The sequence below is a fragment of the Alteromonas salexigens genome (genome assembly GCF_025628895.1).
Lineage (GTDB): Bacteria > Pseudomonadota > Gammaproteobacteria > Enterobacterales > Alteromonadaceae > Alteromonas > Alteromonas salexigens.
Map to the genome: position 1 here is coordinate 412,978 of NZ_JAOTJC010000008.1, position 21,049 is coordinate 434,026.

Genomic DNA, 21,049 nt, shown 5'->3' on the forward strand with positions numbered 1-21,049 from the left:
TAATCAACGACCCGGGCAGGGCGCCACTGTCTGACTTTTGGGAGATAATAGCCGGCAGCAGCGCTGCCGGCTGTAGTGTCAGTGCTGCTCTTCCGCCAGTTCCATTTCACGCGCAAGACGCTTGGTTTCGTCCGCGCGGGGCTGGGTAAAGCGTGCTAGGGCAAGGTACAGCACAGGCGTAAGGTACAGCGTGAATACCACCGCAATACCCAGACCACCGAACACCACCCAGCCAATGGCGTTACGGGATTCAGCACCGGCGCCGGATGACAAAATCAGCGGCAGGCCACCCAGGATGGTAGAGACCAGGGTCATCATGATGGGGCGCAGGCGCACCGTACCGGCTTCCACGATTGCATCATAAATACTGTGACCCTTATCGCGCAGCTGATCGGCAAATTCAATCAGCAGGATGGCGTTTTTAGCCAGCAGGCCAATCAGCATGACCAGGCCTATCTGTGAATACACGTTGATGGTGGTATTAGTGAGGTACAAGGCATAGATAGCCGCAGCAATACCAAAGGGCACCGTCAACATGACGACCACCGCGCTGTTCACGCTTTCGAACTGTGCAGCCAGCACCAGCAGTACAATAATGAAGGCCAGCACGTAGGTTACCGCTACCTGCTGGGAAGTTTCTTCAAAGGTCTGTGCCTCGCCGAGAAAAACCAGACCAATGCCCTCGGGCAGTGTTTCGTCGCCCAGCGCCCGCAGGGTGTCGACCACGTCACTGAGCGCCACGTCTTCGGGGAGCTCCATTTCCATCTCAATAGCACGGCGCTGCGCCTGCCGCTCCAGCTCTGCCGCGACCCCTTCTTCGCTGATATAGGCCACACTGGACAGCGGGACCAGGTTACCCGATGTGGACTTCACGTACAGGTTGGTAAGATCAGAGGGGTTACTTTCACTACGGTTATTCGTTTGCAGCATAATCGGAATGGCCTGATCGCCCACATTTAAATCGGCAATATCATAGCCGGCTACGGCTGCCCGCAAGGTACTGGCAATATCATTTAGCGGAACGCCAAGCTCTTCGGCCCGGCGTCGGTCTATATTTACCCGCAGCTGCGGCTGAGTAGGCTCGTAGCTGATGCGCGGGCGACCCAGCTCGGGCAGTGCCTCTTCAATTTTAACGGCGAAGTTCTGCGCTACATCGAAGATGCGGGCATAGGTATCGCCCGTCAGCGCCAGTTCCAGGCCGCCGCCCTGACCGCGCAGGTTCAGACTATTGCCCCCAAATGCGTTACCCGGAGCACCGGGCACCGCCTGCAGACGCGGACGAATTTCCTCAACCACATCCTGCAGGGACTGATCCCGGTCGTCCCAGTGCTTGAGCGGCGCGGTAATAAAGACGATATTCGGATCCCACTGGCCAACCACGGTGTAAATGGAGTCGATAGTGCCGTTGTCCACATAGGGCATCAGCACTGCTTCCATTTTTTCTGCCTGACGATCCATAAAATTAAGACCAGCACCATCCGGCCCGCGGGCGAAGATCCGGATAGTCCCCCGGTCCTCACTGGGCAACAATTCGTTATCGATATTTTGTGCAGTGAAGTAAGCTCCGACACCGGCCAGTAAACTGAGCGTGACGATGATCCAGCCGAACTTCAGGCTCCAGCGCAGCGTGCGCTGGTAAAAGTGCAGGCATTTGTTACCCGCCGCGCCCAGTGTGCGGCTAAACTTACCTTCACCCTGACGCTTTTTAAGCGGCAGCTTGGCGGTTAAGGCCGGCACCAGAGACAGCGCCACAAACGATGAGATTATCACCGCACCAGCCAGCACCCCGCCGAATTCACGGAACAGACGGCCAGCGGTAGACGGCAGAAAGGCGATTGGTATGAACACCGAGGCTAACACCGCCGTTGTGGCAACGACCGCAAAAAATACTTCCCGGGTACCAATCACGGCGGCGGCCCGGGCACCCAGTCCCATGGCCCGGCGTCGCTGAATATTCTCTGAAACCACAATGGCGTCATCGACAATCATGCCCGTGGCCAGCACCAATGCCAGTAAGGTCAGGATATTCACCGAGAAGCCCAGGGCGTAGATAATAGCGAGTGCGCCCACCAGGGATACCGGAATAGACAGGGCAGGGACAATGGTGGCCCGCCACGAGCCTATAAAGACCAGTAAGGTGAAAATAACCAGCAAGATAGTCAGGCTCAGCGAGATCACCACCTCTTTCACTGAGTCGCGGATGAATTCCGCATCATCGGAGGTCACCACAATATTCATATCGGTGAAGCGTTTATTGAGGTTTTCCACCATTGCGATCACCTGATCTGATATTTCAATGGTGTTGGAACTGGCCTGACGAATCACCCCTAAGCCGATAACCGGCTGCCCGTCCAACCGCACCATGCTGGTGGTATCGGCAGGGCCAAAAAACACACTGGCAACATCGCCCACGCGAATATCGCCGTTGATCACAATATCCTGAACATCCTGCGCCGTGACGGAGGTGGCATCCGCGCGCACAATGAGAGCCTGATCCGCAGACTGAATACTGCCTGCTGGTACATCAAAGGGCGCCAGCGCCAGTGCATCGGCCACATCGGTCATCGACAGCCCGAAGCTGGTTAACCTGAGCGGATCGACTGACACCCGTAGCACCCGTTCACGATCACCCCGCAAGTTCACGTCCGCTACGCCGGGAATAGCGAGAAATAGCGGCGCTAAGTCGGTTTCCACCCGCTCGGTCATGGTTTCCATATCCAGGGTGGTGCTGGATACCGCCAGGCTTACTACCGCCTGCGCGTCGTTGTCGGCGCGGATGATGGCCAGTTGTTCAATGTCATCCGGCAACTGACGGCGTACCCGGTCAACCGACTCGCGGGTTTCATTGGCCGCATCTTCCAGATTAATATTGGGCATAAATTCGACGCGGATCCGCGCCGAGTTTTCTTCACTCTGGGCATAAATATTTTTTACCCCGCTGACCCGGGCCACGGCGCCTTCAAGGCGACTGGTCACCTCAGCATCCACCGTTTCCGGAGAGGCGCCGGGGTAGCTGGCGGTGACCGTTATGGTGGGAGTATCCACATCTGGCAGCTCCCGTACTTCCAGGCCATACAGGGCCGCGAGGCCGGCAATTGCAATCAGCAGGTTCAGTACCACAATCAGCACCGGCCGGCGGATGGCCAGCGAGGGCAGGTCGCTGGTGGCCACGGTTGGCTTACTCATCGCCGGGTCCTCTGGCTAGCTCGGTGGTAATTTCCTGGCCATTGCGCAGCCGTTGAATGCCTTCGCTAATAAGGGTATCGCCATCGCTCAGTTTACCCGACACCAATATGGTGCCACGTAAGCGCTGATGCACTTCCACGTCGACCCGCCTGGCTTTACCATTTTCTGCAGTCCACAGATAGGCGCCGGTTGCGCCCCACAGTAACGAGGCTTCAGGGATCGCCGCGTAGCGATTACCGTCAATAGCCAGCTTCACCCGAAAGCTCATTCCCGGGCGAAAGCGATCCTGGCTGTTGTCGAGAATGGCGCGGACCCGCAAGGTGCGGTCAGACTCGTTAATACGAGAATCAAGCTGGGCAACCTCAGCCTGTAATTCTGTATTGCGGTTGGCCCACGGTTCCAGTGTCACTTTTGGGGCATTCATCAACACCGGCAGCGAGGCTTCCGGGGCGCGGAAATTGATATACAGCTTACTGCGATCATCCAGTGTGGTGATGGCTGTTGAGGTGGTGATCCGGTCGCCCACTTCAATTTCAGTCAGGCCGACAACGCCCGTGAAAGGCGCGCGGATATGGCGGTCGTCCAGATCGGCCTGGGCATCGGCTACGTTGACTTCCGCCAGGTCACGGGCGGTCTGGGCAAGGTCCAGTTCATTTTGTGCCACCGCACCCTGCTGCTGACTATTGAGCAAACGCTGATAGGTGCGTTCGGCGTCTTTCAATTGCAGTTTTGCCCGCTTAAGGGCAGTGAGTTGCTTTCTGTCATCCAGACGTACCAGCACTTTTCCTGCCTCAACTTGCTGGCCGGGCACAAAATTCACTTCCATGACTTCTTCCGCCACCGCCGGGTACAGCACCACCGAACGCACCGCTTCCGCCGTGCCTACCGCTTCTACCCGCCGCGTCTCATTTTGAAACTGCACGGGTTCAGTGACCACCAGTTTAGCTTCTTTGTCGCCTCTGAACTGCGCCAGGGCTGGGGTGGCTGGCACGCTTAAAAGGACCGTGGCGGTTACCGTAGCCAGCAGTCGGAAAATCTGTGCTTTCATGAATTGTCCATACAAACAACGCCGCCGTCACGGAGCACCGTGCAGCGGCGGGGGAGTAAATTAAAGAAGTCAAAGTGTATACGTATGGCAACACGCTTAGCTCAGCTGAGCAATTGCAGTTCGGCGTATTCTCTGTACAGCATATCGTTTTCAATCAGTTCGTCGTGAGTGCCGGTGCTGGTAATTTTACCTTTGTCCATTACCACTATGCGGTCGGCGTGCTGGACCGTGGCCAGGCGGTGGGCTATGACAATGGTGGTGCGGCCGTGCATCAGACGGTTCAGGGCTTGCTGAACACGCCTTTCACTATTGGCGTCCAGCGCCGAGGTCGCTTCATCCAGCAGCAAAACCGGACGGTCGGCGAGGATCGCCCGGGCGATGGCAATCCGCTGGCGTTGCCCGCCGGACAAGCGAACGCCCCGTTCACCTAATTCAGTATGGTAACGTTGCGGTAACTGGTCGATAAATTCATGGGCAAAGGCCGCCTTCGCCGCCTGACAGATATCGTCATCACTGGCATGGCTATTCCCGTAGCGGATGTTTTCCATCACTGTAGTGGCAAAGACCACCGGCTCCTGAGTAACAATGGCAATCTGTTGGCGTAAGGAGTTCAGCGTAAAGCGGTCGATAGGCTCACCGTTGAGCGTGATCTGCCCCTGCTGTGGCTGATAAAAGCGCAGTAATAAGTGGAACAGTGTCGATTTACCGGCGCCGCTTGGGCCCACCAGCGCCACAGTTTCACCGGCCGCGACATGCAGGTTAAGATTGGTAAACAGGGGCGCACTGTCGGGGTAGTGAAACAATATGTCAGCGAAATCAATGGTGGGAGGCTGGTTGGTCACGGGTAGCACCTGCGAACCCGCGCTTATATCTGAGCGGCTGGCCAGCAGTTGCAGTAACCGCTCACTGGCACCTACACCACGCTGTACCTCACCAATCACTTCTGAAATAGTGGCAATACTGCCCCCGGCCATCACCGCATAGAACAAAAATGCCGAGAGCTCGCCCATGCTCATGCTGCCCGCGAATACCTGCCGGGCACCTACCCAGGCAATCACAATAATGGCAGATAAACTAAACGCCATGATGGTGCCGATAAGCAGGGAACGGTAGTGGATACGTTGCCGAGCCGTATCCATGGCTGCTTCAACCCGCTGACCAAAGGCGTCGGCTTCGAGGCTTTCTGCCGTGTAGGCCTGCACCGTGCGGATTTCGTGGAGGCTTTGATCGACGTTGGCCCCAATGTCCGCCACCTTGTCCTGTGATAATTTAGCGTATCGCCGAACGCGGGGCGCCAGCAGCCGGATAGGTAACAGCACCGCGGGTACGGCAAGGAGGACGCAGAGCGTCAGTAACGGACTGGTGATCCCCATCAGCACAAGGGAGCCGATAAAGGTAATGGCGGAGCGGATGGCCATTGATAAGCTCATACCGATGACCGTCTGTAATACGGTGCTGTCGCTGGTAAATCGGGATATGACCTCGCCGGTACGGGTTTGCGCATAGAACGTGGGCGGTAGCGTCAACAAATGGGTAAACACTTGCTGGCGGATGTCGGCGCTAACCCGCTCACCCAACCATGTCATCAGGTAAAACCGGCAGTAGGTGGCCAGACTGGCAACTAAACAAATCACCAGCACCGCGACAATGGCAGTATTCAGGGTGCCGGGGTTTTCTGCCATAAACCCTTTATCGACGGCGAACCGCACGCCCTGGCCTAATAACAGCCAGGCGCCTGCAGCAATGAGCAGCGCGGCCACTGCACCGGCTACCCGCCAGCGGTAGGGCGAGAGGTACCCGCCCAGCCAGTGAATGACCTGGCGGGTGGTGACGGTATCCTGAAGCGGTGACGACATGAGACTCCTAAAATGAAGCGATGAATTCAGAGGGGGTAGTTTACGGTGAAAACCCGTAAAAAGCCCCGGCTTTGCGATAACCTAGAGTAGCAAAACGTTAAGCCTGTTTCCCCGCCCTTTATTGTTGCCGCTAACAGTGGATTCTCCTTGCATTCGGCTGTCATTTCCGTATAATTCCGCGGCCTTTCTCCTCGTCCGCAAAAGTTGTGGGCAGGCTGAAAGGTAAGTTAACGGTAACGCTACAACGAGTTTGAGGCATACATGGTTACTATTCGTTTACAGCGTGGTGGCGCGAAAAAGCGTCCATTTTATCAACTAGTGGTGGCAGATAGCCGTCGCGCAAGAAACGGTCGTTTTATTGAAAACGTTGGTTTCTTCAACCCAACAGCACAAGGTCAGGCAGAACGTCTGCGCATCGACCTTGAGCGTATTGAACACTGGGTTGGTGTTGGCGCGACACTTTCTGATCGCGTATCTAGCTTGGTAAAAGAAGCTAAAAAAGCAGCTGCATAATGCAGCGTGCAACTGGTGGGTATAGATGAGTCAAGCGTCTGACATGGTAGTAATTGGCAAAATCGGTGCGCCTTATGGCGTTAAAGGTTGGGTCAAGATAAACAGCTATACCGAAACACCGGCCGGTATTTTCGATTATAAGCCCTGGTTTATCAGTGGCGATACCGAATACCGCATTGACCAATGGCGACCAAACGGTAAAAACCTGGTAGCAAAGATTACGGGTGTTGAGTCCAGAGAAGATGCCGAGCGCATCAAAAATCTGGATATCTGTATTCTGGCCGACCAGTTACCTGATTTAGGTGACGAAGGTTATTACTGGCGGGAGCTCACCGGCATGAAGGTGGTAACAACGCAAGGTTACGACCTCGGTGTGGTGAAAGACGTATTTAACACAGGTGCCAATGACGTACTTCAGGTACGGGCAAATGTGGGCGATGCGTTTGGTCAAAAAGAAAGATTATTGCCGTTCGTGTTCGACGAAGTCGTACATGAGGTCGATAAAGAAGGCAAGGTCATAACAGTTGACTGGGATCCGGGGTTCTAAGTGACCGCGGAAAAATGGTTTGGCATTGTCAGCCTGTTTCCGGAAATGTTTGCGCCGTTTACCCAGCAGGGTGTAACGGGGCGGGCTGTGAAATCAGGGCTGCTCAGTGTAGATACGTTTAACCCACGAGACTTTACCCATGATCGTCATCGCACGGTTGATGATCGTCCCTATGGGGGCGGTCCCGGCATGTTAATGATGGTTAAGCCTTTAACTGACGCCATAACCGCAGCCAAACAGGTTGGCGGGGAAAACAGTAAGGTGATTTATCTGTCACCACAGGGTAAGCCCCTGGACCAGGCAGGCGTTAAACGCTTGTCAGAGACAGACCGCACGATTTTAATCTGCGGCCGTTATGAAGGAATTGATGAGCGTGTAATCGATGCCCATGTAGACGAAGAAGTCTCCATTGGTGATTACGTTCTCAGTGGTGGTGAGCTACCGGCAATGGTGTTAATGGATGCCGTTTCCCGGTTAGTGCCCGGTGTACTGGGTCACAAAGCCTCCGCAGTGGAAGATTCCTTTACTGACGGACTTCTGGATTGTCCGCATTATACGCGACCAGAAGTGCTCGAGGGTCAGGCGGTTCCTGAGGTGTTATTAAGCGGTGATCACGAGAAAATCAGGCAGTGGCGACTCATGCAATCGCTGGGAAGAACCTGGCAGCGTCGCCCTGAGTTATTTAACCACCTAGCTCTGACTGAGGAGCAACAGCAGTTACTTGATAAGTTCAGGTTACAGTTGCGGCAAGATGACAGTTAACTAGATGAGAGGAAATGATGAGCAAAGTCAGTCAAGATATCATCAAAAAAATTGAACAAGCACAGTTAAAAACTGATGTTCCTGAGTTTGGTCCAGGGGACACAGTGAGTGTAAAAGTTCGCGTTACCGAAGGTGACAAAGAGCGTCTTCAGGCCTATGAAGGTGTTGTTATCGCTAAGCGTAACCGTGGTCTTCACTCGTCTTTTACAGTTCGTAAAATCTCTAGCGGCGAAGGCGTTGAGCGTGTTTTCCAAACACACAGCCCGGCCATCTCTTCTATTGAAGTGAAACGTCGTGGTGCGGTTCGTCGTGCTAAGCTTTACTATCTTCGCGAGCGTTCAGGTAAATCTGCACGTATCAAAGAGAAGCTTAACTAAGATTACTAATACTTGCGTTATCGTTAACTTCGAAAAAGCCCGCATCTGCGGGCTTTTTTGTGTCTGTGAGTTGGTGAGAGGATAAGGCGCTAAGCACCTTGCACGCTGGCAGTTTTCTGCGGCGGGTTAAGAAAGGGCTGCAGACTTCCCAGTAAATGACTTTTCTGAATCGGCTTGCTGATGTGACCGTCCATACCCACCTGGAGGCAGGCATCAATATCCTGTTGCATGGCATTGGCAGTCAGCGCCAGAATGGGCGTATCCAGCGCCAGCTGTTCCCGGATCCGGCGGGACGCCTCATAGCCATCCATTTCCGGCATCTGAATATCCATTAAAATTATGTCGAATTCATGGTTGGCCAACGTATCCAACGCTTGCTTACCGTTTTCAACCCGGGTGATATCCAGATTGGTGGTATTCAGCATTGCCTGCAAGACTTCCACGTTAATGTCGTTATCTTCTACCAGCAGTACCCGGGTATATAAAAACTCTGTGCTGTAGTCAGCTTCCAGGGCCGACTTTTCCTGTTGCCGGGTGCGGGGCAGGTTAACTTCAAATGAAAAGGTAGTGCCTACGCCCGGCTCGCTTTCCAGCTGCATATCGCTGCCCATCAGGGCTAACAGCTGATTACAAATATGTAGCCCAAGCCCGGAGCCGCCAAATTTCCGGGCAGTAGAGCTTTCTGCCTGTGTGAACGGCTGAAAGAGGCGCTGCTGTTGTTCTTCGGAGATCCCAATTCCTGTGTCTTTCACCCAGACTTTTAAGCGACAGTGTGTATCTGTCATACCGGCCGTCACCACACCTATTTCCACTTTGCCGCGTTCGGAGAATTTAATGGCGTTGCTCATTAAATTAGCCAGCACCTGCTTAAACCTGAGCTCATCGAAAATCAATAATTTGGGTGTTTCCGGGTCAATTTTAAATACCAGGCTTAACTCTTTGGCCTGGGCCTGAGCACTGAAGATGTCACCGAGCTTTTTCAGGCTGCGTTTAATGTTGTATGGGCCCGGGTCCAGTGCCAGCTTACCGGCTTCAATTTTAGAGAAGTCCAGCAGATCGTTAATCAGTTGCAGCAGCATTTCCGATGAATTGGTGACCTGATAAATGAGTTTTTTGTGCCGGGCGTCTTGAAGTTGTTCGGTAAGCACCTGACCAAAGCCAATAATGGCATTCAGCGGTGTGCGAATCTCATGACTGATGTTGGATATAAATTCTGATTTCAGACGATTATGCAGCTGTGCCTGATCACGTGCTTTGGCATTCAATGCCATTGTCTGGCGGGACTTCTTAAGGAGAATCAGAATAATTGCCAGCGTCACCAGGGTCAGCGCTACCAGAATAATCAGCCACTGATTAAATTGCCGCTCAGTCTCCCGGGCATCATCCTGTGCTGCCAGCAACTCGGAAATGGCCCGGTTTTCTTCTTCAAGCATGTTCGCTTTGGCTTTTTCCTGCTCAATCTGGTAGACCAGTTGTGAACTTTCTATAAGCTCCAAATCGTCGTACTTTTTGGCGTCCAGGTAAGCCTGATGAAATTGCGTGTACTGCTCGTAGGCGGTTTTATAGTTGCCTTCACTGGCCGCAATAAACGCTGCGATTTGTTCAAGCTCAGCCCGCCAGGTAGTTTGCTCTTCGGGCCGGTCCTGATCAAACATCTGACGTGAAACCTGTAATGCTTCCCGGGCCTTATCAGGGTCGCCGAGCTCAAGGTACGCTTTGGCTTTCCATTTGTAAATTTCACTATCAAAAAATGGCGAGGTCAGGGGGTGGCTGGTCACCCGGTCAGACAATGTCAGGGCTTTATCAAGCTGCCCGGCACGGAAGTAAGTGGTGGCCATGCCATACAGTGCGAGGTATTCAGAATAGTTGATGTCTATATTGCGGTCGTTATCCAGTGCTTGCTCAAAATAGCGGATTGCCTCGCCATAATTCTCTTTGTTGCGATACAGGATGCCCGAGGCATACAGGTTGTCACTTACCAAAACCCAGTCTTTATTTTCCCGGGCGCCCTCCAGTGACTCGGCATAATGTTCCAGCGCAATATCCAGTTGCTGGATAGAGTGATAATAATCAGCCACCTTGTTGTAATAAAGTGGCCAGAGGTCGGTGAGCCCCTCACTGCGCAATAAGTCGTTTAACGTGTCGATGAGCTGGCCATTCGTTGCGAACGCCTGGTTCTCACTGTTGGTCACCATCAGGTAAGAAATAGTCACTGCCCGTAACCGTGGACTGATATTCTTATTGGCCAACACCTGTTCAAACAGGCTGTAGGATTGTTCGTAATTCGCATTAATACTGTGCATACGGGCCAGGCCCATTTTAATCGCCGGTCCGTATTCGGGGGGGCTGGCCAGGCGGCTTAGTTGCTCAATTAATGCGGGCTCAGCAGCCTGGTTTAGAGTAATCATATACCAGGCATAGTCGGCTGCAATCTGTGCTTTTTCATTGCGACTGTAGGCGGGATCACCCAGCCACATCGCCAATGTTTCGGTAATTTGTCCGATGGGCATGGGGGTTTCACTGGCAAGTCGCTGCTCAAAACTCTCCAGCTGTCGGCTTACATCTGCCAGCACCGAAAAACTGCATAGCCAGACTATCAGAGCCAGCGCGCACTGGCGAAATCGGGGCGCGAATTTACGCTGAAGAACCATGAGAAGTCCGTTTCGCCACCTGGCGTTGGTTAGTTGCTGTGGCTGACATCAGTCGATACTAATGGCCATGCACGACGTACCGACGCCGGATGCTGGCAAACCGTTGCAAATGAAATAAAGTGACATAGCTAAAACACGATCAAGAGTGCCTGACATTGAAGCTAGCAAACTCCGGAATAAAAGTCTGTAAGTAAGTGCATGAAAAGTATTCAACTTTAGTTGTGTGTGAAGAAAGTTTAATCGTCAACCCCGGGATTGCAAGGTGAACTGGCGAACAAAAAGTATCCAGCTACAGCAGAATTTTCAGTGTCATTTAACCAATTGTCGTGCGCAGACCCTTTAAGCATGTGTTAGAACAAAGTATTCTTCACAATGTCTTGCCTGATCTCCAGCCTATTGTTAAAAAGTCAATAGTTATCAGGCTTTGGCCGTTTTCTTTGTTGTATCTTTTTTTTTACATATTGGCGTAGCTTTGGGTAGGCGTCAGTTTCTCTGTTTGCAAATAATGAGAGCATTATGATCAAGGACACCGTTAACAATATTCATATCAGCGCCGAAGATGTGCTGGTTACGCCGGAAGCCCTCGCCAATGAGCTGCCGGTTTCTGATAAGGCCTTACAGGCCATCTCTGACTCGCGCACAATTATTTCCGATATTATTCATCGCCGTGACCACCGGATGCTGGTGGTGTGTGGCCCGTGTTCAATTCATGATGTGGATGCCGCGAAAGAGTATGCGTTACGCTTAAAAGAGCTTCACGAGTCATGCAAAGATACCCTGTTTATTGTTATGCGGGTGTATTTTGAAAAACCACGCACCACCACCGGCTGGAAAGGGTTGATTAACGATCCGCATCTGGATGGCTCTTTCGATATTGAAACCGGACTACGCAAAGCCCGGGAGCTGCTGATCTGGCTGGCTGAACTGGAACTACCGGTGGCAACCGAAGCCCTGGATCCGATCAGCCCGCAGTATCTGGCAGAGCTGTTCAGCTGGAGTGCCATTGGTGCGCGTACCTCTGAATCACAGACTCACCGTGAAATGGCCAGTGGTCTGTCAATGCCGGTGGGCTTCAAAAACGGCACCGACGGCAGCCTTGGCATCGCTATTAATGCGTTGCAATCCGCAGCTTCGGGCCACCGCTTCATGGGCATCAACAAACAAGGGCAGGTAAGTATCATTGCCACCAGTGGCAATCCGGATGGTCACATCATCCTGCGGGGTGGCAAACAGCCGAATTACGACTCTGTGTGTGTCTCTGAGAGTGAGCAGGAAATGGCGCAGGCAGGACTGTCTGCAGGACTGGTAGTAGATTGCAGTCATGCCAACTCCAGTAAGGATTATCGCCGTCAGCCGCTGGTGGCACAAAATGTGGTAAACCAGATCCTCGAAGGTAACCAGTCAATCATCGGTATTATGCTGGAAAGCCATTTAAAATCGGGGAATCAGAAAGCCGACGGTAAGACCCCGCAGGAGCTGGAATATGGCGTCTCTGTCACAGACGGCTGCATTGACTGGACGACCACGGAAAATCTGATCACCCAGACCCGGGACAAACTGATTACTGTGTTACCCTTGCGTCAGGATAAACGCTCTGACGTCGCCTGATTTTGGTTGCCTCAACAGGAACCTCGATACGTTATGACGACTGAGTCAACAAACCTGGACGGGCTGCGCTCGGGTATCGATCAGCTGGATGCCCGGCTGATCGATATTCTGGCGAAACGGGCGGAACTGACCCGGCAGGTTGGCGAATTAAAAGCGAAAACCGGTATGCCGGTCTACGTACCGGAGCGGGAAGCGGCGCTTATTAACAAGCTTCGCGATCTGGCCACACAGGCCGGGGTATCTCCGGAGCTGGCAGAAGATCTTATGCGCCGTATCATGCGCGACTCCTATCATACCCAGAATAACCGCTATCAGTGTGTGAACCCTGACGCGGGCAGAGTGGTGGTAGTAGGTGGGGGCGGTGCGCTGGGCCAGGTCTTTGTAAGCTTGTTTCAACGCAGTGGCTATGCCGTTGACGTGGTAGAGCAGGCGGACTGGGGCAACGGGCACGCAGAAAACATGTTGAAGCGCGCCGCACTGGTTATTGTGGCCGTGCCGATTAACCTGACCGAAGCTGTGATTGGACAGCTTTCCACTTTGCCGGAGCACTGCATACTGGCCGATATTACCAGTATCAAAAGCCGCCCGCTGACCGCCATGCTCGACGTGCACAGTGGCCCGGTGGTTGGTCTTCACCCTATGTTTGGACCGGATGCGCCCGGTATGATTAAGCAGGTGGTGGTGGTTTGCCATGGACGTCAGCAACCCCACTACCAGTGGCTACTCGACCAGATGCAAATTTGGGGTGCTACTTTGCATGAAAGCAGTGCCGAAGAGCACGATCAGGCTATGGCTTATATTCAGGTGATGCGGCACTTCAATACCTTTGTATATGGCGCACACCTGCAGGGGGAAGACCCGGATCTGGATACCCTGACGGTATTCAGCTCACCCATTTACCGGCTGGAGCTGGCCATGGTGGGACGCCTGTTTGCGCAACCCCCGGAACTGTACGCCGATATTATTTTCAATAACCCGCAAAACGTGGCGCTGTTACGCCGTTTCCATCAGCGCTTTGGACTGGCACTTGATATGCTGGAAGCCGCCGATAAAACAGCCTTTATTGAGCAGTTTAAGGAAATTGGCGACTGGTTCGGTGATTATGCAAAAATGTGCTTAAGTGACAGCAAGCAGCTGCTGCTAAAAGCTGACGACGGTAAGTTACTGCGTAAATAATTTCCCATTTATTGCCGGGCAAGCTGTTCCCAGTAAGGTGTATCGCCAAAATAGTCAGCCAGATAGTCGATAAATACACGCACTTTGGGCGCCAGCAAGCGCGAGCTGGGATAGACCGCCCAAATTGCCGTGTCAGACACCAACGAGTGATCCTGTAATACCGGTACTAGCTCGCCCCGTTGCAAGTGGCGGTAGGCGCACCACAGTGAGCTGACAGTAATGCCCAGGCCTGCCGCGCAGGCGTCGCGCACCGCCTCACCATTATCGGCGCGCAGCGGACTATTCACCTGAACACTGTAGTTGCCGGTACGGTCCCTGAATTGCCAGGTGTCCATCCCCACCAGGGTCACGCAGCGGTGCTCGCTGAGGGACGCCGGTGTCGCCGGTTCTCCCCATTGTTCAAGATAACCTGGCGACGCGACCAGCAACCGTGTATCACTGGCCAGTTTTCTGGCTACCATCGTGGAATCCTCCAGCGCCGCATCACGAATGGCCACATCAAAGCCGCCTTCTACCAGGTTCACAATACTGTCGCTTAAACGCAGTTCAATGGTCAGATCCGGGTAGCGCTGCATAAATCCGGGCAGCGCCGACATCAGGTGCATTCTGCCAAACGACGCCGGCGCAGTAACGCGTAAATTGCCCTGTGGGGAAAGGTTACCCGCACCCACTGCGGCGCGCGCTGTTTCAGCGCTGGTCAGCACATCTAAAGCATGGGGGAGGAACGCCTGTCCGTCTTCCGTCAGGGACACCCGGCGTGTGGTTCGGTGGATCAACCGCACACCAAGTTGCTGCTCCAGCTTATTCAAATGGGCGCTGGCCACGGCCGGTGACAATCCCAGTTCTTTACCAGCCTGACTGATATTGTGAGTACTGGCTACCCGGGTAAACAACGCAAGGTATTCTAGATTCATTTTCAATAAAAAGTAAAAACTGATTCTATATAAGCTTACATTATCATCAAAAAGAAAGTAGTTATACTGTGTGCAGTGTAATTGAGGAGAACAGTATGAAAGCAATGATAGTTAATGAATTTGGCGGCCCTGACGTTTTTACCCAGTCAGACATTTCGAAACCAGCGCTCACCAGCGGTCATATACTGGTACGGATTAAAGCTACCAGCGTGAATACGGTGGACACCATGATCCGCAGCATGGGGCCGGAATTACCGCTGGCTCCGGCTGCGCCCGCGCTGCTCGGAATGGATTTCGCAGGAGTGGTAGAAGAAGTGGGTGAAAATGTGTCTGGCTTTAAGCCCGGCGATGAAGTGTATGGTTGTGCAGGTGGGCTCGGCGACTTGCCTGGCACACTCACCGAGTACATCGCGGCAGATGCGCGACTGGTGGCACGCAAGCCAGCTAATCTGAGTATGGAAGAAGCCGCTGCCCTACCTTTGGTGGGGATCACCGCCTACGAGGGATTGACTCGCGCTGGCATTAAAGCCGGGCAAAAGGTATTAGTGCATGGCGGCTCAGGCGGCGTAGGGCACGTGGCTTTACAACTTGCCAAACACTTTGGCGCCGACGTTTACTCTACCGGCGGCGGGGAAGCGCAGCTTGCTCTGATTGACAGGCTGGGGGCTACTGCCATCAATTACAAAACAGACTCAGTGTCGGACTATGTAGAGCAATACACGCAAGGTGCGGGCTTTGATGTGGTCTTTGATTCAGTCGGTGGCGCGAACATGGCCAATTCATTTGCAGCTGCAGCTCTTAACGGGCAGGTGGCCTCTACGGTGGCGATGGTGGATCTGGACCTGTCAGAAGCGCACTTTAAAGGCTTGTCGCTGCATGTCGTGTTTATGCTTATACCCATGCTGCATAATGTGCAGCGGGACGTACACGGTGACATCCTGAACACTCTTACTGATATTGTGGAAGCCGGGCAGCTGACCCCGGTACTGGACGAGAAACGTTTTACGCTGGCACAGGCAGGGGATGCGCATGCTCGACTGGAAAGCGGCAAGGCGATGGGCAAGGTGGTCATCAGCGTGTAGTGCTGAGGAGGTGGCGTTCTGCCACCTCCCGCTGCTTTACGTACTATTCTGACAGGGCGTTAGCCGCGGCCACTTTGGTGGGGCTGATTTCCTCACTGGGGTAGCATCCTAATACTTTTACGTACCGGGTGATGGCGCGCAAGGCATCCAGCGCTTTTTGCACAGGGCCGTCCTGCACGTTCCCTTCCATATCAATATAGAACATTTCTTCCCATGGATTCCCCGGGATTGGGCGGGACTCAAGCTTGGTCATATTGATGCGGTTATCCCGCAATACCATCAAGGCTTCAACCAAGGCGCCGGGTTTTTGTACGGTAGACATGACCAGGGTAGTTTTGGCAGGTACCTGCAACGGTACGACCACCGGATCCCGGGCGACCACAATAAAGCGGCTGTGATTTTCTTTCTGGTTTGCCAGGTTAGACTTGATAGCAAGGAGTCCGTACAGGCTGCCGCCGGCCTCGCTGCCAATGGCGGCGACATCATCCCGCTGTAGCTCACTGACTTTGAGCATGGCCGATGAAGTGCTGTCGATGGTTTTTACTTCCACATTGCCCAGTTCGGCCAGAAAGTGACTGCACTGAGTAAATACCTGAGGGTGGGCGTACAGGGTTCTGATTTTACTGATACTGGTATCTTTTGCGACTAATAACGTGTGGCGAATGGGGTGAGTCAGCTCGCCGATAATACTTAACTGCGTATGCTGCAGCTGATCATAAACTTCGTTGATACTGCCTGAGGTGGTGTTTTCGATAGGCAGCACCGCATAATCTGCCTCGGTGTGTTCCACTTTATGGATGATTTCACTGAAGCTCTGACAGCCAACCTCCAGTAACTCACCCGGTCGCCGGGAAAAGTATTTCTGTGTGGCCAGATAAGAATAAGAGCCCTTATCGCCCAAAAACGCTACCCGGTTGAGGGGCAGAGCACTACCGGGATTAGCCCGTTCCGCCAGCATGGCTTGCTGATTCAAAACCGAATCTTCAATAATCACATGAAAAAGCTGAGTGACGTAATGTGCGTCCAGGCCTGCTTTCTGGCCTTCCTTAATGAGCTTAACCAGCAGTTGTTCTTCCCGTTTAACATCGCGGACCGGAATGTGATGCCGGATCTTGGTTTCAGCTACTTCATTGGTCAGCTTGCGTCGTTCAGCCAGCAGGCGCAATAATTCACTGTCTAATTTGGTAATTTGGTCTCTGACCTGGGCCAGTGCATCATCAGGCATAGGGTGTCGCTCCGGTAATCAGCAAAAAAAAACCTCCCGGTGGGAGGCTTTTCGTACACAACGTCTCTCCCTACGCGTCGCTAACGAGCGTAAAAAAAGTAAACTGTGCACGCAGAATATTTTTCATCATGCATCCGACTGTATGCTTAGCCCGTAATAGTGTCAACTCTTTATTACAGCTGATGTGAAACTTTTTAGGGGGCACTATTGCAAGCATACTCAAATCTGCTATTCGCCCAGCAGCGCAGCCAGCATCACGCGGACTTCAGTAGGCTCGAACGGCTTGTCACACAGTGCGTTAACACCCGTTTGCTGGATGTTTGCCATGTGCGCACTGTCCGCGGACTCAGACGTTACCATGATGATAGGAATATGGGTGGTTTCCGGATTGAAGCGGATAAATTCAGACAACTCACGGCCATCCATTTCCGGCATATTATAGTCAGTGACGACCAGATCGAACTGTTCATCTTTAATAAAGGTCAGCGCCATAGCACCGTTCTCGGCTTCTCTGATGCGCTTGAGTCCCATGCCTTCCAGCACCCGCCGTATATGATTCCGTGCCAGTTTACTGTCGTCCACCAGTAGTACACGTACGTCCTGAACATCAAACAGCTCCAGTTCAAGTTCGTCATGGTTTATTAAATCCAAACTGGCGTTAAGCGCTCGGGACAAGTGTAACGGGGCGAAGGGCTTGGGCAGAATGGCGGCTACACCGGCCTGTTTGAATTCCTCAAGCTTGGCCAGCCGGTTTTCACTGGAAACCAACATAAAAGGAATGGTTTCGAAGTCTGGTGACTGCTTGATGTATTTCAGTAAATCCAGTGCGGTACCGTCTTCGAAATACATAGCACTGACTACCAGGTCGGCACCATGAGAACGTAGGGCAGCTTTAGCTTCTGCTACCGTACTGACCGGGTCAATTTCTTTGACTTTTTCCTTCAGTAGCAAGGTTGTAATAATTTTTCTTTGGGTATCTGAAGGTTCGATAAGCACAATGTGCAGATCGGAAATTGACAGCTTTTCCATTTCAATAACTCAATGTAGTAGTTTAAACATTTCCCTTCGGCGGGGAAAATAAATCAGCCACCGGCAATTTTGGCCATATAGCCTGCACTTTCCAGTAACCCTTTAAGCTTTTCCCGGTCATCAGTTTGGATTTCCAGGGTGCCGTTTTTTACCGCGCCGCCGCAGCCACATTTTTTCTTCAGGGTGGTACAGAGGGCTTTCAGGGCTTTGGGGTCGAGATCAAGGCCGACTATGATAGACACGCCTTTGCCCTTGCGGCCTTTGGTTTCGCGATGAATACGCACCACGCCATCGGCACTTACAGAGCGGGCGGCAGGGGCTTTGTCCTGCTGTACTTTGCCACTGTCGGTGGTATAAACAAGATGAGAATTTTGCATAGACATTATCACCTTTTAACAAGACGGCAAGAGGACCGCCTTTTACTGCATATTTTGCCTATAGTAGAAGAAAGCCATTGAAATTAACACCGTTATAGATTCACACTAGCCATGCCGGTTATCGGACACAGCTTTAGAGCCACCAACTACACGCGAGGACGCACAATGAGTATTTCCACCAACGTCAGTGACGACGGTAACAAGCTTGTGATTATTATGGATGACAAATTCGACTACGTGAAAGCGCAGGATTTTCGTGCCGCTTACGATGGCCTGCCTGAGACTGTCCATCATGTTGAGATAAATCTGGCGGCGACCGATTATATGGACAGTTCGGCTCTTGGCATGTTGTTGAATATGCAAAAGTCGCTCAGTCACCGCAATCTTACCTATAGTATTTCCCACTGTCGCATGCAGGTCGCACGGGTGCTGAAGATTGCACGCTTCGACAAGAAATTTGATATTAGCTAAGAAATAAATCATGCGTATTCTTGTAGTAGACGATGAGTCAATAAACCGGACGTTACTGGTAAACATGCTGGAGCAGGAAGGCTACCGGGATTGCATGTCAGCGGAGAGCGGGGAGCAGGCGCTGCGTTTAGCGAAAGAAAACCCGCCGGATCTGGTGTTGCTGGATGTGATGATGCCGGGCCTGAATGGCTACGAGGTAGCTCCGAAACTAAAAATGATGGCTGAGGGCGGCTATTTACCGGTAATTTTCATTACCTCTCTGGATGATAAACGCAGCATTATCCGCTGTCTGGAAGTCGGCGGGGATGATTTCATGCTCAAGCCCTTCGACCGGCATATTCTTGCTGCAAAAATTCGCGCCCACGACCGCATCCGCACCTTAAGTAAACGCATTGATGAACAAAATCAGCAACTGCGGGTTCACCAGCAAAAAGTAGAGCGTGAGCACGCCATTGTGGAACATATCTTTGGCAATGCGATAGTCAATAAACCGGAAATACAGGCCTATTTCGATGTGGTGGTCGCGCCTGCCACCGACTTCAACGGTGATGTGTTTTTGTGTGAAAGAAGCCCGAAAGGGGGGCTATATTTTTTATTGGGCGACTTTACCGGTCACGGGCTGGCCTCTGCGATAGGTGCGTTGCCCGTAACCCGGGCCTTCCAAACAATGTCGTCAAAAGGTCTGGCCGTATCAGAGATGGCTTTTACGCTAAATCAAACTCTGTATAGCTTGCTCCCCGCCGACATGTTTTTCGCGGCCAGCATTGTGGAAATCAGCGAAAGCGGCAAGCGCTTTACTATCTGGAACGGTGGCTTGCCGGCGCTGGTACTGAAAAATCGCAGCGGGCGTCAGATCCGCCGCTTTGTCTCCCGGCATATGGCGCTTGGGGTGCTTCAGGAACATGAATTCGATAGTCATTGCGATGTTTTTGAAGCTGAAGAAGGTGATCAGCTTATGGCCTATTCAGACGGGATCATCGAGATCACTGATAACCAGGGCAACCAGCTGAACGAGGAAGGCGTTGCCGCGTGGTTTACGCAAGCGCCGGACGTGAGTGCCCACACCCTGTACTCCCAGGCCAGAGATTATTTACAGGGGCGCGCACCTGACGATGACATGACGTTGGCCATCTATCGGTGCCAATCGCTGGACGGGTTACGTCACTCGGCCAATGTCAGTGCACTGCCGTTTGCTATTAGCTGCACGTTATCCGCTGAGGATCTTAAAGCCGATAATGTCGTTGCGCCCATGCTGGAAATGGTAAACAGCCAGCAAGGGTTGGGCAGACTACGGTCTGACCTGTTTACGGTTCTGACTGAAATGTTAAGTAATGCGGTCGAACACGGGTTACTTGAGCTTGACTCCACACTGAAAAACTCGCCGGACGGTTTTGTTAAATATTACGCCCTGCGGGAAAGCCGACTGGCGGAGTTGCAGGACGGTGAGGTGCAAATCTCGATAGCCTTCTGTCCGCAACAACAAACGCTTTCGTTGTGTGTTGATGACACCGGAAACGGGTTCGAGGTTGACGCGGTGCGTAAGAATCAGCAAGACGATGCTTACGGGCGTGGGTTGTTATTGATTGATGCGCTGTGCGACCGTGTCTGGCATGAGAACAACGGACGCAAAACCTGCGCGGTTCTTACAGTGTAAGAACACCTGAATTGACCCTACCATCAAGCCGGCAATATCGCGGGTTAATCGTATCCGGCTAATCCGAATTCTCTCACCAGCGCTATCAATCAGTATTGCTGAATATACACAGGTATCAACATGCTAAAGAAAGTACTCGATTTATTTACTGAGTCTAAGTCTCAGCAGGAGCCCAAACTGTCGGTTGAACTGGCTACTGCAGCGCTGCTGAGTGAAATCATTCGTGCCGACCGTCACGCCGACGAACGTGAGCTGGCGGCGTATAAAGCCATGCTCGAAGCGCGCTTTTCGCTGTCCGAGCAGGAGTTAAGTGCGCTGATGGAAGATGGCCGTGAAACCGCAGAAGAAGCGGTGGATATGGTGCAGTTTACCCAGGTGGTAAATGAGCAGTGCGATAACGATGAAAAGCGCGCTATTCTCAAGAGCCTGTGGGAAGTCGCTTATGCTGACAAAGACATAGCGCCGATTGAAGAACATACCATTCGGCGCATTGCTGACCTGTTGCATATGCCGCACAGTCAGTTTATAAAGACTAAACTGGATGTCACGAATACCTGATCATTAACAGGTCGT

Annotated in this window: 18 protein-coding genes; 10 read left to right on the forward strand and 8 right to left on the reverse strand. The window is 52.6% G+C overall.

Features of this window, described 5'->3' with window-relative positions; translation table 11 throughout:
• Window positions 1-78: 78 nt before the first annotated feature.
• The 3 genes from OCL06_RS11345 to OCL06_RS11355 form a co-directional block, all read right to left on the reverse strand.
• Window positions 79-3,186, reverse strand: coding sequence for an efflux RND transporter permease subunit (locus tag OCL06_RS11345; protein WP_262994604.1), 3,108 nt, complete (start codon window positions 3,184-3,186; stop codon window positions 79-81).
• Window positions 3,179-4,234 (reverse strand): efflux RND transporter periplasmic adaptor subunit, encoded by a 1,056-nt coding sequence (locus OCL06_RS11350; protein ID WP_262994605.1) that lies wholly within the window; start codon window positions 4,232-4,234, stop codon window positions 3,179-3,181. Before OCL06_RS11350 ends, OCL06_RS11345 begins: the two co-directional genes overlap by 8 nt.
• A gap of 101 nt (window positions 4,235-4,335) precedes the next feature.
• Complete coding sequence (locus OCL06_RS11355) at window positions 4,336-6,090, reverse strand: ABC transporter transmembrane domain-containing protein (protein ID WP_262994607.1); 1,755 nt, start codon at window positions 6,088-6,090, stop codon at window positions 4,336-4,338.
• Between the two features lie 261 nt (window positions 6,091-6,351).
• Here OCL06_RS11355 and rpsP point away from each other — a divergent pair, with 261 nt between their 5' ends.
• The 4 genes from rpsP to rplS are packed head-to-tail and all read left to right on the forward strand — an operon-like array spanning window position 6,352 to window position 8,289.
• Window positions 6,352-6,603 (forward strand): 30S ribosomal protein S16, encoded by a 252-nt coding sequence (gene rpsP / locus OCL06_RS11360; RefSeq protein WP_262994609.1) that lies wholly within the window; start codon window positions 6,352-6,354, stop codon window positions 6,601-6,603.
• A gap of 25 nt (window positions 6,604-6,628) precedes the next feature.
• On the forward strand, window positions 6,629-7,150 hold the full coding sequence (rimM, locus tag OCL06_RS11365; RefSeq protein ID WP_262994611.1) for a ribosome maturation factor RimM: 522 nt from the start codon (window positions 6,629-6,631) through the stop codon (window positions 7,148-7,150).
• A complete protein-coding gene (gene trmD, locus OCL06_RS11370; RefSeq protein WP_262994613.1) occupies window positions 7,151-7,912 on the forward strand; it encodes a tRNA (guanosine(37)-N1)-methyltransferase TrmD in 762 nt (253 codons plus the stop codon). It begins immediately after the preceding gene.
• 17 nt (window positions 7,913-7,929) lie between these two features.
• Window positions 7,930-8,289 carry a 50S ribosomal protein L19 gene (rplS, locus tag OCL06_RS11375; protein WP_262994875.1) on the forward strand — a complete coding sequence of 120 codons (360 nt, stop codon included), beginning with the start codon at window positions 7,930-7,932 and terminating at the stop codon, window positions 8,287-8,289.
• 89 nt (window positions 8,290-8,378) lie between these two features.
• Here rplS and OCL06_RS11380 read toward each other — a convergent pair whose 3' ends face one another.
• Entirely contained in the window at window positions 8,379-10,940 is a 2,562-nt protein-coding gene (locus OCL06_RS11380) for a hybrid sensor histidine kinase/response regulator (RefSeq protein ID WP_262994615.1), read from the reverse strand.
• Between the two features lie 516 nt (window positions 10,941-11,456).
• On the opposite strand from OCL06_RS11380, the gene OCL06_RS11385 reads away from it, so the two are divergent.
• Window positions 11,457-12,548, forward strand: a complete 1,092-nt coding sequence (locus tag OCL06_RS11385; RefSeq protein WP_262994617.1) for a 3-deoxy-7-phosphoheptulonate synthase — start codon at window positions 11,457-11,459, stop codon at window positions 12,546-12,548.
• A 33-nt stretch (window positions 12,549-12,581) separates the two neighbouring features.
• Complete coding sequence (gene tyrA, locus OCL06_RS11390) at window positions 12,582-13,724, forward strand: bifunctional chorismate mutase/prephenate dehydrogenase (protein WP_262994619.1); 1,143 nt, start codon at window positions 12,582-12,584, stop codon at window positions 13,722-13,724.
• Window positions 13,725-13,732: 8 nt separating this feature from the next.
• On the opposite strand, the gene OCL06_RS11395 is transcribed toward tyrA, so the two are convergent.
• Window positions 13,733-14,638 (reverse strand): LysR family transcriptional regulator, encoded by a 906-nt coding sequence (locus OCL06_RS11395; protein ID WP_262994877.1) that lies wholly within the window; start codon window positions 14,636-14,638, stop codon window positions 13,733-13,735.
• 95 nt (window positions 14,639-14,733) lie between these two features.
• Here OCL06_RS11395 and OCL06_RS11400 point away from each other — a divergent pair, with 95 nt between their 5' ends.
• Window positions 14,734-15,720, forward strand: a complete 987-nt coding sequence (locus OCL06_RS11400; RefSeq protein WP_262994621.1) for a zinc-dependent alcohol dehydrogenase family protein — start codon at window positions 14,734-14,736, stop codon at window positions 15,718-15,720.
• Window positions 15,721-15,763: 43 nt separating this feature from the next.
• On the opposite strand, the gene pheA is transcribed toward OCL06_RS11400, so the two are convergent.
• The 3 genes from pheA to yciH all read right to left on the reverse strand — a co-directional run bounded on the left by pheA (window position 15,764) and on the right by yciH (window position 18,360).
• A complete protein-coding gene (pheA, locus tag OCL06_RS11405) occupies window positions 15,764-16,945 on the reverse strand; it encodes a prephenate dehydratase (protein WP_262994623.1) in 1,182 nt (393 codons plus the stop codon).
• 228 nt (window positions 16,946-17,173) lie between these two features.
• Entirely contained in the window at window positions 17,174-17,974 is an 801-nt protein-coding gene (locus tag OCL06_RS11410) for a response regulator (protein ID WP_262994625.1), read from the reverse strand.
• A 53-nt stretch (window positions 17,975-18,027) separates the two neighbouring features.
• Entirely contained in the window at window positions 18,028-18,360 is a 333-nt protein-coding gene (gene yciH / locus OCL06_RS11415; protein WP_373318484.1) for a stress response translation initiation inhibitor YciH, read from the reverse strand.
• A 156-nt stretch (window positions 18,361-18,516) separates the two neighbouring features.
• On the opposite strand from yciH, the gene OCL06_RS11420 reads away from it, so the two are divergent.
• The 3 genes from OCL06_RS11420 to OCL06_RS11430 all read left to right on the forward strand — a co-directional run bounded on the left by OCL06_RS11420 (window position 18,517) and on the right by OCL06_RS11430 (window position 21,034).
• Window positions 18,517-18,822, forward strand: coding sequence for an STAS domain-containing protein (locus OCL06_RS11420; protein WP_262994628.1), 306 nt, complete (start codon window positions 18,517-18,519; stop codon window positions 18,820-18,822).
• A gap of 10 nt (window positions 18,823-18,832) precedes the next feature.
• The gene (locus OCL06_RS11425) at window positions 18,833-20,476 is read left to right on the forward strand and encodes a fused response regulator/phosphatase (protein WP_262994631.1); all 1,644 of its coding nucleotides are present in this window, start codon (window positions 18,833-18,835) and stop codon (window positions 20,474-20,476) included.
• Window positions 20,477-20,596: 120 nt separating this feature from the next.
• The gene (locus OCL06_RS11430; RefSeq protein WP_262994633.1) at window positions 20,597-21,034 is read left to right on the forward strand and encodes a tellurite resistance TerB family protein; all 438 of its coding nucleotides are present in this window, start codon (window positions 20,597-20,599) and stop codon (window positions 21,032-21,034) included.
• The last annotated feature ends 15 nt before the right edge of the window (window positions 21,035-21,049 follow it).